A 15769-nucleotide genomic window follows, 5' to 3' on the forward strand; every position below is an offset into this window, starting at 1 on the left:
CGGAGGGTCTCCCCCGTTGTAGGAACTGTCCGTTGGAAACCCTACCAAGAGCGCTGGCTCACCACCGCAGTGGCTCACCGCGTCATTATCTGTAACCGCCTTTTGGAGAATTAGTATTAGTTAGACATTCGTATCTTGTAATTGATTAACAGAGCCAGAGTACTTAGTTCTCGTTACCATATTGAACTCGGTAACGAGGATTTCGAGGCTTTGCCTCCAGGCTCTTGGTAGAAGTGCAAGATGTAATACCATTTTGGATTTTGGATTGGGAATCGCTTTGGTATGTTTGGGTTGTATCAATGCATCTGTTTAATAATCAGTATTATTTGTTACGCTTTTTATTTTTAAATTAGTAAAACTTATAACATTTATTAGTTTTACAAAACTTAAACATCTTGATTAACTTTTGTAAACTAATGTAAAGTGATACTCACAGGCAAACAAACAAGCGCCTGATTCATAAATCAAAAAATCATCGCACTCATAGAATCATGACAGCAACCCTACAACAGCGCAAAAGCGCCAACATATGGGAGCAGTTCTGTGAATTCATCACCAGCACCGAAAACCGCCTATACATCGGCTGGTTCGGCGTACTGATGATTCCAACCCTCCTCGCAGCAACAACCTGCTTCATCATCGCCTTCATCGCAGCACCACCAGTAGACATCGATGGCATCCGCGAGCCAGTAGCAGGCTCCTTAATGTACGGAAACAACATCATCTCCGGTGCAGTAGTACCTTCCTCCAACGCCATTGGTTTGCACTTCTACCCAATTTGGGAAGCAGCATCCTTAGACGAGTGGTTGTACAATGGTGGTCCTTACCAGTTGGTAATCTTCCACTTCTTGATCGGCGTATTCTGCTACCTCGGTCGTGAGTGGGAACTGAGCTACCGCTTAGGAATGCGTCCTTGGATTGCCGTAGCTTACTCTGCACCAGTCGCAGCAGCAACCGCAGTCTTCTTGATCTACCCCTTAGGACAAGGCTCCTTCTCAGACGGAATGCCTTTGGGTATCTCTGGAACCTTCAACTTCATGTTGGTATTCCAAGCCGAGCACAACATCCTCATGCACCCCTTCCACCAACTAGGTGTAGCAGGTGTATTCGGTGGTAGCTTGTTCAGCGCAATGCACGGAAGTTTGGTAACCTCTTCTCTGGTACGTGAAACCACCGAAACCGAATCTCAAAACTACGGTTACAAGTTCGGTCAGGAAGAAGAAACCTACAACATCGTAGCTGCTCACGGTTACTTCGGTCGCTTGATTTTCCAATACGCTTCTTTCAACAACAGCCGCAGCTTGCACTTCTTCTTGGCAGCTTGGCCTGTAATTGGAATCTGGTTCACCGCTCTGGGCATCAGCACCATGGCATTCAACCTGAATGGTTTCAACTTCAACCAGTCTGTGATTGATTCCCAAGGTCACGTCATCAACACCTGGGCTGACATCATCAACCGCGCTAACTTGGGTATGGAAGTCATGCACGAGCGCAATGCTCACAACTTCCCTCTCGATTTGGCTGCTGCTGAATCTGCCCCTGTTGCTATCAGCGCTCCTGCTATCAACGGTTAATTTTCTCACCCTGTCTAGATAGATAATCGAGCGCCTCTCCATAAGGAGGGGCGCTTTTTAGTTTTAAGAGTACTAGTCTGAAATTATATTTTTTTGTCAAAATCAAACAAAAATTCTCCTCTTTAGTTCAAGATTGAAAAAACAATAGGCTGTGTTCATCCCTGGAGAAAATAGTGATGAGCTTCTTTAACAAGTTAGAAGCGGCGATCGCCCAAAACCAGAGCTTTCTGTTTGTGGGACTTGACCCCAATCCAGAGATGATGCCTAGCCACTATAACAGTCGAGAAGATGACATCATCCAAAGTTTACGTGACTGGCTACAATTTGCGATCGCACAAACAGCTGATCTTGTCTGTGCCTACAAGCCTACTCTTGGGTTTTATGAAGCGCTAGGTGCGCCAGGAATAGAACTTCTGCAACAAACACTCGCAGCAATTCCATCTCATATCCCAGTCATTTTAGATGCCAAACATAGTGACTTAAACACCAGTACTCTCTTTGCTCGAATAGTCTTTGAACAGTGGCAAGTAGATGCTGTTACCCTTAATCCTTACGTTGGACAAGATCACGTAGCCCCATTTTTGGTTTATCCGGGCAAAGCAGTTTTTGTGTTGTGTTGTACGTCTAATCCGGCAGCAGGTAAGTTGCAGAAATATCCGACATCAGATTCTCCGCTCTATTTACAAGTTGTCAAAGAAGCCAGAAATTGGGGTACTCCAGAGCAATTGGGGCTGGAAGTTGGCACAACAGAACCAGAAGTCTTAGCAAAAGTGCGATCGCTCGCTCCCGAACGGCTGATCATGTCTCGAAGCATCTGGCAAGAAAGCACAGACTTGAGTCAAATTTTGAGATCTGGACTAGATGGCAACAGCGAAGGTTTAATTATTCCTATTCCCCAAGATTGGTTAAGCCTTGAAGAACCAGCACAGCTAATTAGATCTCTGCGTGAAAAAGTGAATCAAACCAGAAGCCAAATTACTTTCTCTGGTTCCACCTGTGATTTGTGGCTATCTAATGTTTGTACGTTGAACGGACACCCTCATCTAGACTTGATTTTGCAGCTCTACGACATCGGCTGCATTCTATTTGGTAACTTTGTCCAAGCTTCGGGAGACACATTCCCTTATTACATTGATCTGCGCAAAATTATTTCTAATCCCCAAATCTTTCATAAAATTTTGAATGCTTATGCCGAGATTCTCAAAGAACTTAGCTTTGATCGAATTGCTGGTATTCCTTACGGCTCTTTACCAACTGCCACGGGGCTGGCGCTACATTTAAATTACCCAATGATTTTTCCGCGCAAAGAAGTCAAAGCCCATGGAACACGACGAGTGATTGAGGGAAACTATCAGCCAGGAGAAACAATCGTAGTCGTAGATGATATTCTAATTAGCGGTAAAAGCGCAATGGAAGGGGCAGAAAAAATCAAATCTGTTGGCTTACGCGTACAGGACATTGTGGTGTTTCTGGATCATGAAAAAGGAGTTAAAGACAGATTGCAGGATAATGGCTACCGGGCGCATTCGGTGCTGACAATTTCTGAAATTACAGAAACGCTATACCAAGCAGGGCGCATCAATAAGGAACAATTTCAGATGCTAGCTCAGGTTCATTAAGTATTTGCTATGAACAATTTGAAAAATGATTAAGGGCAGATGGAAATCTGAAACGTTTATTTAATAAGTGTTTCAAAATTCAAAATCGTATTAAACTTAATCTAAAAACGCTAATTATGATGGCAAAACTATAAAGGCTTTTGAGGTAGAGAAGGAGCCTGGATTGTGCAATTTCTTGTATCACACTTTTGCTCATAAAGCTGCTGAATATAATGTTCCTGCCAACTGAGGGGAACTTCTAACAATGATCGCGTCCCGGTAATTCCTTGTCCCATAAAAATTAGTAGGGCAATACAATTTAAAGTGATGTGAATCTTGCGCCAAAAATTGCTTCTATCCTTATATATTTCTGGCAAGATTGCTAGAGAAAAAATCATCAAAAAAGCAGCGGTTAATCCATAGTAATAGTGGGAAATGTACCACTGATCAGTTTTGCGGTAAACACCATCTTGACAACCAAGCAGTACTAAACCCATTCCTGTTAAGGTTGCAAATATAGCACGCCATTTTCGTTCCTTAGCTTTATAAAGTAGAACTATCGAAGCAATAGTAGCTGCAAATAATAGTGCGATAAAGATGACTTGGAATAGTGCTGTCATCCAAAGTTGATGATCTAAAATATGACTGAAAATATCGTTAGCCAAAGCTAATAGAACAATACCTACTACTGCTCCCGTGAGCCAGCGACCTAACTGAACGTGTTCTTGCCCTACAACTGCGGGAATTTTACTCTTACCTGTCATTTTAATCTCCAATCGGCGTTGACGAGTTTGTAAAGCGCGGTTGACAACGACACCGATGAAAGGGAAGACTACAAGCACAGCGATCGCTGGATGCAACAGCAAAATCGCATCTCTAAATTCCATAGTAGACCTCTGTTGTGAAGAGAATATTTTTGACGTGCTACTAAATACTTCAAAAAATAAAAACTGCCGAATTTATACGTAGATTAGTAAGAATAGAACAGGCATCTTACTTTGATTGGGAGATATGCCTGACCTATAAATTTTAAATGCAAGTAATGCAAGTTATATAAGTTTTGCTACCTATAATTACTTAACTTCATTAGGTGCAAACGCAGTAATTTTGCCTTTCTTAAGTGCAACTACCACGTCGTAGGTGACACAGTAGGAAATCGTAACATTGTTGGCTTTGTTGTATAGGTTGACTACCATTCCTGCACCACCGGGTTGTACGGCGATCGGCTCAAGGTCACCAAAAAAGTAACGCCGCATTTGGTCACCACTACCGAACTGTCCCTTACTTTTGATGAGTGTGTCAATTTTTTGTTGAGTAGTCAAACCTGTGACATCTTTCATGTCTTGTTTTATTTCTTGGGCTGATGCTTGCACTAGTGCAGGATTGACAGCTTTAAGCGCGCCATCCCAAATAGTGAATATACTAACTAAGGCAACACTTGTAATTACTGCCGGAATGAGTTTCATTTGTTACTCCTAATCTTTGAGTTATCCACACTGTGCAAAGTATCTCAGTTGATAGTGAGAGCTTATTGAAACTAAGCTATGAGTTTTCTGAAAATATCCTTGGAGTAAATTCAATCCAAATTCAGCATTTTCTCAGAATAGGGAATTATATTAGGTTTGAGACTGTTTTCAGCAATATCTCAGCTTCACCTCACTCTAACTTAATGAGGAAAGCTTAAGATGGTTGGCAGCGCTTTCATGACAGTAGTGTTATTTGTGACCAGACACAAAAGAAGGCATCGTCTAATCCACACAATTCCGGGACAAATTTATCTTTGGCTAGCAATCATGATTTTTGGCGCATCTAATGCAGTTACCCGGAAGCTGACAGAAATTGGTGCTCAAAACTTTATAGGTGGTCGCAATCCAATCTCTCTGTGTAATGTTTTGTTTGTGGGAAACCTGTGCGCCTTAATTGTTTTGCTCCCAATCTACTGGCGACAGTGGAACCTTAAGACTTTGCAGCAACTGTCTTTGCAGGATTGGATTGCTCTTGTGGCAGTAGCGATTTTATCTGGAGCAGTGGCTCCTGGTTTGATTTTCCAAGCATTAGCGTTAACCAAAGTCAACAATGTCGTTCTGGTGGGACGCTTGGAACCACCCCTGACTCTGATTTTATCGGTCTGGTTGTTGAAGGAACGGGTTAATCTTTGGGAAATTTTGGGGGCGATGGTTGCGTTTATCGGGGTTATCCTAACTATTATTCTTCAACCCCAAGGACAAGCGATGATGAATGTGGGTGGTTTAAGTGTGGGTATTGGGGAGATTTTGGCAGTCGCAGGATCTGTGGCTCTGGGAGTTTCCACAATTATTGGCAAAGGACGACTTTCCGAAATTCCTCTGGGAATCTACAGTATCTTTCGTACTGCCTTAGGCACCATAATATTTTTCTTTATTGCTTTAAATTTATATGGCACAGCTCATTTTATGGATGTACTCTCACCTTTTCTATGGCAGTGGATGCTTGTGTATGGGGCAGTAATTGTGGTGGTAGGTCAGTCATTTTGGATCAAGGGTTTGAGAGCATCCACTGTGTCTGTGGCTTCCTTAGTTGGCTCATTTACTCCAATTACGGGAATTCTGGCAGCTTATTTAATTTTAGGCGAAGCCCCAACTCAAGCTCAATATATTGGTGGTTGTCTGATTGTAGTTGGCATCTTCTTGAGCCAAGTTGGCATTCGACGTCAGTATCACAGAGTTCTTTTTTCCAAGGTGACTTCTACTCAAGCAGAACAAGAGGTGGAGACTGGTATGGGATTTAAGGGAATCTGAAAGCGAGTATTAATTCTCAAAATTTGCCCTACTATGGGCGATCGCACTCTGTAATATTGCTATTATTTGATCGACTTTTACATACTCACCTTCTTTGACAAAAATTTATCAACACTATTTTATTAAATATAAAGAATAAAATGGATGAGTTATCTGTATAAATTTACAGATAACTCATCTACTACATTAAAGTGTTACCAAATTTAGTATTGCGGCACTGATGGATCGATTTCTTTACTCCAGGCAAGAATTCCACCCTTGACATTTGTACCGTCAATTCCCGCTTGCTTGAGTATTCCTAAAGCTTTTGCGGAACGCATCCCTGATTTACAATGGACAACCAAACGATGTCCGTTGAGAATTTCCTTGACTTTGGTAACACCTTCACCGTTTTCAATATCCGGTAATGGTACCAAAACTGAACCGGGAATTTTAGCAATTTCATATTCATGGGGATTGCGTACATCCAACAGCACGAAATCATTAGCATTACTTTCCAACAACTGCTTTAATTCGTGTACTGTCATTTCAAGAATTTCCATCTGCTGTTTTTCCTCTTCTGCTTTTGCTTGAGGAATACCGCAAAATTGATCGTAATCTATCAATTTTTCAATCACCGGACGTACCGGATTAGGACGTAACTTCAATTCACGGAACTTCATTTCTAGAGCATTGTAAAGCAACAGGCGTCCGCTTAAAGTTGTACCTTGACCAAGAATAATTTTGACAGTTTCCGTTGCTTGAATAACACCAATGATTCCCGGTAGGATGCCCAAAACACCACCTTCAGCACAGGAGGGAACCATTCCTGGTGGTGGGGGTTCGGGATATAAATCACGATAATTTGGCCCGCCCTCGTAGTTAAATACTGTAGCTTGTCCTTCAAACCTGAAAATAGAACCGTAAACATTGGGTTTGTTTAACAACACGCAAGCATCATTAACTAAATATCGCGTAGGGAAATTATCGGTTCCATCCACGACAATATCATAAGGTCTAATGATATCGAGGGCGTTTTCCGATGAAAGGCGTGTTTCGTATAGGTCAACCTGACAGTAGGGGTTAATCTCCAAAATCCGATTCTTTGCCGATTCGATCTTGGGCTTTCCCACCCAAGAAGTACCGTGAATCACTTGGCGTTGCAGGTTAGAAGTATCGACAACATCGAAATCAACAATGCCGATGCGCCCAATACCTGCTGCTGCCAAATACAAAAGCAATGGAGCACCCAGCCCTCCTGTTCCTATACATAGTACACTGGCGGCTTTTAAGCGCTTTTGCCCTTCCACGCCAACTTCTGGCAAAATTAGGTGGCGGGAGTATCGTTCATAATCATCTTTTGTTAACTGGATTTCGTCCAGATTTGGATTCAGCATAGCAGTTCGATGAGGAAGCGGGGACTTTTTATACTATCGGAAATTGGTAGACAGTGGGAAATCCTAGTAAAAAGTTTGCATTTTTAGCTTTTTATTTTTAATTCTTCTTGTTGGAACTGGTGGTGATCATCCAGATACCAACTGTTCATTTCACTCGCTTTGCCTTTTTGTACAGAAACTATGATGTATGAGTATTCCTGCCAAGCGCACTCTCGGTCAAATTCTGAGGGAATCGCTGGATAGTCGGTATGGGAGTGATAGATACCTATTATATCGAGAGAGTGTTCCCGTGCTTGCTTTTGTGCTTGTAATATAACTTGGGGTGCGATCGCGTACCTGCGCCTCCTCCCATACACTATTTCTTCATCTGGGAAATCTGCCACTGCTTGTGTACCCCAAGCATTTTCTGTGGGCATAATTTCTACTACAGTCTTGCCACAATCATTTCGCTCACCAAATACAATACCGCAGCACTCTTGCGGGTAGGTTTTCTCAGCGTGGCTGCGGATAATTTGCCAGTCTTTTTTTCTAAGTCTAATCATGCTGCTAACAGCTAATGGCTAATAGCTAATAGCTAGTTATACCATTAACAGGTTGCTTTTCATGAGTATCCTTGATAAATGCTTTGACCGCTCTGACAAAGAAATTTATGTGCTATTTGTAACTCGTAAAGTTGATATCTTAATAACCGTACGCTATCAAATTGTAAAAAATTAGCAGTTAATTTTTGGTTGTTAAGAACCAAAAACCAACAACTAATAAATTACAACATTATTCAGCATAAAAATGCAGAAATTATGTACTTATAATTGATACTGCACCGCTATCTAAATCATAAAGAGCACTAACAATTTTGAGTTTGTTTTGGCGAATAAGTTTAGCCAATGTAGTAGAGTTTTCCTGTAGTCTTTGAGCCTGATATTTAATATTGGCTATTACCGCATCAACCTGGAAATTTTCTGTAGTAGATTTTATTTTCTCTACAGCTGGCTTAATGTTCTCAATAATCAAGCCCATTCTGCCAGAAACTGGTTGATCCTCAAGTGCGGTGGCTACTGCACCACATCTTTTATGACCTAAAACTACGATTACCTGAGAACCTAAGACATCTGTAGCGTATTCTAAACTGCCAATAGCTGACTCAGAGGCTATATTTCCAGCTACTCGCACAACAAACAAATCTCCAAGCCCACGATCAAAAACAATTTCGGCGGGAACCCTGGAATCTGCACAACCTAGTATGGCAGCAAAAGGATGTTGAGCTTGGGAAATTAATCGTATCCGTTCTAAAGTTTGATCGGGATATTTACGCTTTTGCTGAACAAATCGCTGATTTCCATCCAATAATAGCTTTAGAGCTTCATCAGGAGTAACTGGTTTAGGTTTGTTTGCTGTGGCATCAGCCAAGGTGGCTTCACGAGCGATCGCGCTTTTGGTGTCTTTTAAGATGCTGCAACCAGCCACACTAGACACAATCCCAATACTTCCTATCCCTGCCAGATTCAAGAAATGACGACGTCCGATAAATCCATTAATTCGACTCATCAATCTCACTTAGTAATTTGAATTTAGCTCTCCAAAGCTTCCATATTGGCCGGAAGATACCAACTTTAGAAAATTACAAGAGTAAGCTTTGAGACGATTTAATAGTTATTTAATTTTTATTCCTTTAGAATGAGGCTGATATGTATTAATCTAAGTAAAATCTACTAAGTAACGCTACCTAAAGAAAATACCGTATATTTTAAACTTCTTGAATATTTCATTTTTTATTTGGAATTACTTTACAGAGAGAGGATTGTAATTAACTGTTATTAACGCCAAAATCGGGATAGAGAAAAACTAGCGAAACTCTTGAATACTGAAAATATACGGGTATATCAAGAAATAAGTATCTAGGTGCGCATCTTCCAGCCCAAATATATTTACGTAATTGTCCATGATTCGACAATCTGCTTTTGGCATAGCTTTAAGTATGCTTGTCCTTGCCAGTGGATTCACAACCACCTATGCACCAGGTCACACTTCTACTAAAAAACGGTTTGCACACCAGGCGTTGTCGCTTTCGTCAAGTCAGTCCACAACAACAGTAACTTTTAATACGGCTGATTTAGAAAAATCAGTATTTGCTCGAATTAATCGATATCGGACTGCCAAGGGTTTGCCAAAGCTAACTCTTAATGCAAACGTCACCAGACAGGCAAGGATTCACAGTTTAAATATGGCCAACGGTAAAGTTCCATTTAGCCATCAGGGATTTGAACGACGAGTCGGTGCTACGCGCATTCGCTACACAAGTGCATCAGAAAATGTCGCTTTCAATCAAGGATATAGCGATCCTGTTGCCGAAGCTATTCATGGCTGGGTTCACAGTCCCGATCACTTAGTCAATATCAAAGGCAATTACAATCTCACTGGGATTGGTGTGGCTGTCAATAGCAAAGGGGAAGTTTATCTAACGCAAATTTTCCTGAGCAATAAATAGTCTCAAGTCAATCAGCAGAAACGAACTGGAGGTTAGTGGTGAGCGAGCGGATGTAGTAACTACCGTACGGGTTTAAAAAATAAATTGTCGATTTTAACCCAAAGATAATTACTCAAACTAGCCCGTACAGTAGAGACGTGAAGAACCAAAGCGTCTGTACATTATGCAGATAGTAGTAAAAACCAACTGCCAAATACTGTATAGGCAAGTTTAAATGTAGTATCTGTAAGGTTAAAATACATAAATTTTATTTAAACCCATCTCCACTAACAAATCACCTTGTTATGTTTATTTGTGTTTGCTGACTTATATAAATACTGATTTTTCTGCACAATAAAGAAGTGTTTTGTGGAAAATTTTCTGCTAAACACTCGATTTATTTTGTTGCAATTCATGGAATTACAAAATTTTCAGGTTTACGATCGCGATCTTAGCGAAGCTACCTTATCCCAGTATTTAGAAGCTAGTGCGATCGCTGTCGATACAGAGACAATGGGACTAATACCGCAGCGCGATCGCTTGTGTTTAGTACAACTGTGTAACTACGAAGGACAAGTAACTGCTATCCGTATTAGTAAAGGACAAAACGAGGCTCCAAATTTAAAAAAACTGTTAGAAGCGGCAAATGTTATAAAAATTTTTCACTTTGCACGTTTCGACCTTGCTGCTTTACGTTATCATCTTGGGATCCAAGTCAATCCCGTATTTTGTAGCAAGATTGCCAGTAAATTAGCACGTACTTACACTCAACGTCACGGTCTTAAAGACGTGGTAATGGAGTTAGAACAAGTAGAATTAGACAAAAGCGCTCAAAGCTCTGACTGGGGAAACGCAGCTAACTTAACCAAAACTCAACTAAGTTATGCTGCTAACGATGTGCGCTACTTACTAAAAGTGCGAGAAAAATTGATAGAAATGCTCAAGCGAGAAGAACGTTGGGAATTAGCTCAAGAATGCTTTCGGTGTTTACCGACTATAGTCTCCCTAGATTTATTACAATTCAAGGATTTGTTTGAACACTGAATAAAAAAGTCAATAGTCCAGAGTAAAAATCTTTTTGACTATTGACTACTGACTAACGACTAAAAATCTACACGTCTTTTTGTTGAGTTTCTACGTGTTCTTTAACTCTAGAGACAACATTATAGTCGCCAGCACCAGGAGGAGTTTGTGATTCGATAATACCTTCAGTCGGGCCACCAATAGCTTTCCATGCTGCTAAACCGCCTCTGAGTTCAGATACGTGTTCAAATCCAGCGCTTCTCAACTGTTGTGCAGCTTGAGCTGTATCTTGCTCATTAGCACCATAAACATAGATGTCACGACTTTTTGCTAAAGATGGTGTCGCCCGCTCTACCAATTGATCTAATGGCATTGGCATTGCGCCCATGATATGGCCTTCATTGTAGGTATTGCGATCGCGCACATCAATAATTGTAAAAGCCGGCTCACCCCACTCTAAGCGAGACTTCAAAACATGGGCATCAGATTGTTGCTCAATAGGTGGTTGTGAAGGAATGATATTTTCTACTAACTTGTTATCTTTGATGTTATCTTTGATGTCATTCATAAATATTCCTCGTTCACTTAATTTACAGCTTGCAAAAGCCTCTGAACTTCAACAAACTAAAAGGCGCTATTTTTCTATCGCGTCTTTACCTCAAATTCGCCAACCACTTTTGCAGAATTATATTGACTGACAAAAATGTACCCAACTCAACTCCTGAAATTTCTCTTTCTTGAGAGTGAAGCTTATTGATTTATATCTAATGGTAGAGTTGCTTAATTAAAAATATATGTATTAAGTTTTGTGTAAAACTTTTACCATCTTGCTAAAGGTTAGTTACTGAGTACTAAGTTAGGAGTGATCTTGCTCTTGCTGAGTTGGAGAGAGCAGAATTTTGGACGGCTGACCGACGCCTTGCTGAAACTGCTAGAAATTTAGGCGCTATTCAGGTAAATTTTATTAACAAATAGTTTTTTTACTTATTCTACGCACCTGTTTGCATTCTTCTTTGTAGCCTTACACTTGCCAACTCTGCTGCTAACTCGATCGCTGCTTTCATACTAGTAGCATCAGCAATTCCCTTACCCGCAATATCAAATGCTGTGCCGTGATCGGGGGAAGTACGAATAAAAGGAAGACCTATAGTAGTATTAACTGCTCGGTCAAACGCCATTAACTTTACCGGAATTAAACCTTGGTCGTGGTAAAGTGCCAGGTAAGCATCGGCAGTAGCTTTGGTTGCATCATCTCCACCATACCAAGCTCTACCTGGTTTAACCCACATTGTATCTGGGGGAATTGGCCCATCTAGCTGCCAATTCGGGCGTTTTTGACGTTCTTGTTCTAACCAAGGTATCAACCATTCTTTTTCTTCTGTTCCCAGTTGTCCCTGTTCGCCGCTATGGGGATTTAAGCCCGCGATCGCTATCTTCCCACTCTCAATGCCAAAATCTTTCTCCAAGCAATCCACCAACAAATCAAGTTTTTGCGCTATTAATTCTGTTGAGAGCACTTGAGGTACTTGACATAAAGAAATATGTGTGGTTGCAAGCAAACACCGCAGCGTCCAGTTAGTGTGGGGCGATCGCGCTGCGAATAACATTCCAAATTTATGTGTACCCGTCTTTTCGGCTAAAAGTTCTGTTTGTCCTGGATAGTCGTAACCTGCCGCTTTCCATGCAGATTTAGCGATCGGAGCAGTGACTATTGCATCAAATTCACCCAAGTTTGTGTGAGCGATCGCCCATTCCATATAAGCAAAACTTGCTGCACCACTAGCTGCATTACCCACCCCCATCACAATTTGACTTTTAAGTTGTTCCTTTAGAGGAACATCAATGATTGACAAACTTTCTGGGTTTGCCAAAGGTACTAAATTTCCATTCACAAGAACCTTTGTATAAATTTCTAATAATAAATCGCGGCTACCTACAACTGTTACATTAAAATTTTTGCTCAATTCCGGGTTAGCCAAGGCTTTCAAAATCACTTCTGGCCCAATTCCGGCTGGATCTCCCATAGTTAGCGCCAGACGAGGGCGATGAATTGATAGCGATATATCGTTCTTTTGATTGAATTGAGACATATAAACAAATTTTTAAATCAGGTCATTTGATTTTAGATTTTGGAGCCACAGCGCCCTTGGAAGTTCCCCGGAGGCGGAGCAACTCCTGCTCCGCTCCGTTGTAGCAAGTAGCGTGATTTTGGATTAGCTCCACAGATAAATTCGGGGGTTTGTACCATTAAAGAAGTATCAGTCAAAAGTTAAAGGTTACATAATACAGGTTATGGGTTACAGTTTTCCTTCCAATTACCTGTTCCCTGTCCCCGATCCCCTGTCCCCGATCCCTATATCTGTCACAATAATTCACAATGGTCTAATCTTACAGCTATTCTAAAAGGCTCTGGTAGACTTAACTTAATTAAACAATTTGCAAAGGAGTATTACAGCAATGGGCGGCGAAATGTTCAATGCAGCTCTATTATCTTTCGGTTTAATCTTTGTAGGCTGGGGCTTAGGTGTATTGTTACTGAAGATTCAAGGCGTAGAAGAGTAATTTTTTCTTATAAGCCCTTTAAGAACGAGAGATACTAAATTAGCTCTCGTTCTTCCTCACATCTAAAATTTAAAGATGTAAAATTTTGTTTGTTCATGCGATTCTGTTAAAATTTGATTCATAAAACTTTAAATTTTGTAACGAACCCTCATGACACTACTAATAGTCGGTGCTACTGGCACCCTGGGAAGACAAGTGGCTCGTCGTGCCATTGATGAGGGGTATAAAGTACGTTGTCTTGTCCGGAGTCCTAAGAAAGCCGCATTTCTCAAGGAATGGGGTGCGGAAGTTGTACCGGGAGATTTGTGCTACCCCCAGACACTACAAGCGGCATTGGAAGGTGTAACCGCAGTCATTGACGCGGCAACATCTCGCCCTACTGATTCACTAAGTATCAAGCAAGTAGACTGGGATGGCAAAGTATCTTTGATCCAAGCATCTTTAGCTGCGGGTGTAGAGCGTTTTATATTCTTTTCTATACTGAATGCCGATAAGTATCCAGAAGTACCGTTGATGGAAATCAAGCGGTGTACTGAAATATTTTTGGCAGAGTCTGGATTGAATTACACCATATTACAATTAGCCGGTTTTATGCAAGGCTTAATTGGTCAATATGGCATTCCAATTTTGGAGGGACAACCTGTTTGGGTAACGGGAGAATCTTCGCCCATTGCCTATATGGACACTCAAGACATTGCTAAATTTGCAGTTCGTACTTTAAAAGTGCCAGAAACAGAAAAACAAACTTTTCCGATAGTTGGTACTCGTGCTTGGAGTGCGGAGGAAATTATTAGCCTGTGCGAGCGCCTATCTGGGAAAGAAGCTAGAGTGACGCGGATGCCCATTAACCTGCTGCGTACTGTACGTCGGATGATGCGATTTTTTCAGTGGGGATGGAATGTAGCAGATAGACTGGCATTTACAGAAGTACTGGCAAGCGGTAAACCTCTAAATGCATCAATGGATGAAGTGTACCAAGTTTTTGGATTAGACCCTAAAGACACTACAACCCTAGAAAGCTACCTGCAAGAGTACTTCAACCGTATTATGAAGAAGCTCAGGGAATTAGACTACGAAAAAAATAAAAAGAAAAAGGAAAAAAGAACTCCGTTTAAAAAAGTCAATAGTCAGTAGTTAATGGCTAATGGTTAATGGTTAATGGAACGCTCACAATGAACAATTAACAATTAACAAAAGACTAATGACTAAATTGTCAAAAATGTGCAACGATTAACATAATAAAGAGCAGCACCGATAATATTGGAAATTTAAGCGTGCCGAAAGTAGGCATTATCTACAACGACGTTAAGCCGATAGCAGGTCGCGTTGCTATCGAATTAAAAGACAAGTTCACCACTGCCGGTTGGGATGTGTGCATCACAACTGGTGTAGGTGGGATTTTGGGGTATTCTACCCCAGAAAGCCCCGTATGCCATACGCCCATTGAAGGCTTAACACCCCCTGGTTTTGATTCCCATACAAAGTTTGCGGTGGTGCTAGGAGGAGATGGCACAGTTTTGGCTGCGGCTCGTCTGGTGGCTCCCTGTGGAATTCCCATACTCACTGTTAATACAGGCCACATGGGGTTTTTGACAGAAACTTACCTCAATCAGCTGCCCCAAGCTGTAGAACAACTACTAGCAGGCAAGTACGAAATTGAAGAGCGGGCAATGCTCGCTGTCAAAGTATTTCGGGGAGATTCCGCACTTTGGGAAGCTCTGTGTCTAAATGAAATGGTATTGCATCGAGAACCATTAACCTCCATGTGCCATTTTGAAATTGCAGTGGGACGTCATGCTCCTGTTGATATTGCAGCAGATGGTGTGATTATTTCCACCCCTACTGGTTCTACTGCTTATTCTTTGAGTGCTGGTGGGCCAGTTGTAACCCCTGGTGTACCCGCATTACAACTAATTCCAATTTGTCCCCATTCTTTAGCTTCCAGAGCTTTAGTTTTCCCCGACACAGAGCCTGTCAATATTTACCCAGTCAATACTCCTCGGTTAGTGATGGTAGTAGATGGCAATGGCGGATGTTATGTTTTGCCAGAGGATCGAGTACGCATAGAGCGATCGCAATACACTACTAAATTCATTCGTTTGCAACCGCCTGAATTTTTCAAGGTTTTACGAGAAAAATTAGGTTGGGGTTTACCGCACATTGCCAAGCCTACGTCGGTAGAATTACCGTGACTCCAAATCAAGGCAGAACAAAGGGGTAATTCCAGATCATGGAAATTGCCCTCTACCCCAAATTACTTTTGCTTCGTTACACTTTTTATAGAAATAAGCTAGACAAAAATATAAGAAATCACATCACAAGGGCGTGAAAATCTTTATCCCTTCTATGCTGTGACTTGAAAGAGGGTGTAGGGGAGCCACTGTAGTGGTGAGCC

Annotated in this window: 16 protein-coding genes; 8 read left to right on the forward strand and 8 right to left on the reverse strand. The window is 41.4% G+C overall.

Annotation, left to right across the window (positions count from 1 at the left end; translation table 11 throughout):
• The first annotated feature begins 491 nt into the window (after nt 1–491).
• The gene (gene psbA / locus QUB80_RS19130; RefSeq protein WP_289790652.1) at nt 492–1574 is read left to right on the forward strand and encodes a photosystem II q(b) protein; all 1083 of its coding nucleotides are present in this window, start codon (nt 492–494) and stop codon (nt 1572–1574) included.
• Nucleotides 1575–1750: 176 nt separating this feature from the next.
• Nucleotides 1751–3193: a bifunctional orotidine-5'-phosphate decarboxylase/orotate phosphoribosyltransferase gene (locus tag QUB80_RS19135; RefSeq protein ID WP_289791234.1), complete on the forward strand. Its 1443-nt coding sequence runs from the start codon at nt 1751–1753 to the stop codon at nt 3191–3193.
• A gap of 128 nt (nt 3194–3321) precedes the next feature.
• On the opposite strand, the gene QUB80_RS19140 is transcribed toward QUB80_RS19135, so the two are convergent.
• Together QUB80_RS19140 and QUB80_RS19145 are read right to left on the reverse strand one after the other, a co-directional pair.
• A complete protein-coding gene (locus QUB80_RS19140) occupies nt 3322–4059 on the reverse strand; it encodes a DUF4079 domain-containing protein (protein ID WP_289791102.1) in 738 nt (245 codons plus the stop codon).
• Nucleotides 4060–4245: 186 nt separating this feature from the next.
• On the reverse strand, nt 4246–4638 hold the full coding sequence (locus QUB80_RS19145) for a hypothetical protein (protein WP_289791103.1): 393 nt from the start codon (nt 4636–4638) through the stop codon (nt 4246–4248).
• Nucleotides 4639–4893: 255 nt separating this feature from the next.
• Here QUB80_RS19145 and QUB80_RS19150 point away from each other — a divergent pair, with 255 nt between their 5' ends.
• Entirely contained in the window at nt 4894–5949 is a 1056-nt protein-coding gene (locus QUB80_RS19150) for a DMT family transporter (protein WP_289791104.1), read from the forward strand.
• A gap of 203 nt (nt 5950–6152) precedes the next feature.
• Here QUB80_RS19150 and moeB read toward each other — a convergent pair whose 3' ends face one another.
• The 3 genes from moeB to QUB80_RS19165 form a co-directional block, all read right to left on the reverse strand.
• Nucleotides 6153–7325 carry a molybdopterin-synthase adenylyltransferase MoeB gene (moeB, locus tag QUB80_RS19155; protein ID WP_289791105.1) on the reverse strand — a complete coding sequence of 391 codons (1173 nt, stop codon included), beginning with the start codon at nt 7323–7325 and terminating at the stop codon, nt 6153–6155.
• An 83-nt stretch (nt 7326–7408) separates the two neighbouring features.
• Nucleotides 7409–7867 carry a M67 family metallopeptidase gene (locus tag QUB80_RS19160; RefSeq protein ID WP_289791106.1) on the reverse strand — a complete coding sequence of 153 codons (459 nt, stop codon included), beginning with the start codon at nt 7865–7867 and terminating at the stop codon, nt 7409–7411.
• Nucleotides 7868–8120: 253 nt separating this feature from the next.
• Nucleotides 8121–8870, reverse strand: a complete 750-nt coding sequence (locus tag QUB80_RS19165; RefSeq protein WP_289791107.1) for a carbonic anhydrase — start codon at nt 8868–8870, stop codon at nt 8121–8123.
• Nucleotides 8871–9264: 394 nt separating this feature from the next.
• On the opposite strand from QUB80_RS19165, the gene QUB80_RS19170 reads away from it, so the two are divergent.
• Together QUB80_RS19170 and QUB80_RS19175 are read left to right on the forward strand one after the other, a co-directional pair.
• The gene (locus tag QUB80_RS19170; protein ID WP_289791108.1) at nt 9265–9810 is read left to right on the forward strand and encodes a CAP domain-containing protein; all 546 of its coding nucleotides are present in this window, start codon (nt 9265–9267) and stop codon (nt 9808–9810) included.
• A 393-nt stretch (nt 9811–10203) separates the two neighbouring features.
• Nucleotides 10204–10833 carry a ribonuclease H-like domain-containing protein gene (locus tag QUB80_RS19175; RefSeq protein WP_289791235.1) on the forward strand — a complete coding sequence of 210 codons (630 nt, stop codon included), beginning with the start codon at nt 10204–10206 and terminating at the stop codon, nt 10831–10833.
• 67 nt (nt 10834–10900) lie between these two features.
• Here the strand turns inward: QUB80_RS19175 and QUB80_RS19180 are convergent, their stop codons facing one another.
• From QUB80_RS19180 to QUB80_RS19190, 3 genes are all read right to left on the reverse strand, one after another.
• Complete coding sequence (locus tag QUB80_RS19180) at nt 10901–11380, reverse strand: rhodanese-like domain-containing protein (protein WP_289791109.1); 480 nt, start codon at nt 11378–11380, stop codon at nt 10901–10903.
• A gap of 421 nt (nt 11381–11801) precedes the next feature.
• Entirely contained in the window at nt 11802–12902 is a 1101-nt protein-coding gene (gene pdxA, locus QUB80_RS19185) for a 4-hydroxythreonine-4-phosphate dehydrogenase PdxA (RefSeq protein WP_289791110.1), read from the reverse strand.
• A gap of 32 nt (nt 12903–12934) precedes the next feature.
• Nucleotides 12935–13078, reverse strand: coding sequence for a hypothetical protein (locus QUB80_RS19190; RefSeq protein ID WP_289791111.1), 144 nt, complete (start codon nt 13076–13078; stop codon nt 12935–12937).
• 191 nt (nt 13079–13269) lie between these two features.
• On the opposite strand from QUB80_RS19190, the gene petM reads away from it, so the two are divergent.
• The 3 genes from petM (at nt 13270) to QUB80_RS19205 (ending at nt 15566) form a co-directional block, all read left to right on the forward strand.
• Nucleotides 13270–13374: a cytochrome b6-f complex subunit PetM gene (petM, locus tag QUB80_RS19195; protein ID WP_289791236.1), complete on the forward strand. Its 105-nt coding sequence runs from the start codon at nt 13270–13272 to the stop codon at nt 13372–13374.
• Between the two features lie 150 nt (nt 13375–13524).
• Entirely contained in the window at nt 13525–14508 is a 984-nt protein-coding gene (locus QUB80_RS19200; protein WP_289791112.1) for an SDR family oxidoreductase, read from the forward strand.
• Nucleotides 14509–14648: 140 nt separating this feature from the next.
• Nucleotides 14649–15566 carry an NAD(+) kinase gene (locus tag QUB80_RS19205; RefSeq protein WP_289791113.1) on the forward strand — a complete coding sequence of 306 codons (918 nt, stop codon included), beginning with the start codon at nt 14649–14651 and terminating at the stop codon, nt 15564–15566.
• Nucleotides 15567–15769: the final 203 nt, after the last annotated feature.

It is taken from the genome of Chlorogloeopsis sp. ULAP01 (assembly GCF_030381805.1).
In the GTDB taxonomy this organism is placed as follows: domain Bacteria; phylum Cyanobacteriota; class Cyanobacteriia; order Cyanobacteriales; family Nostocaceae; genus Chlorogloeopsis.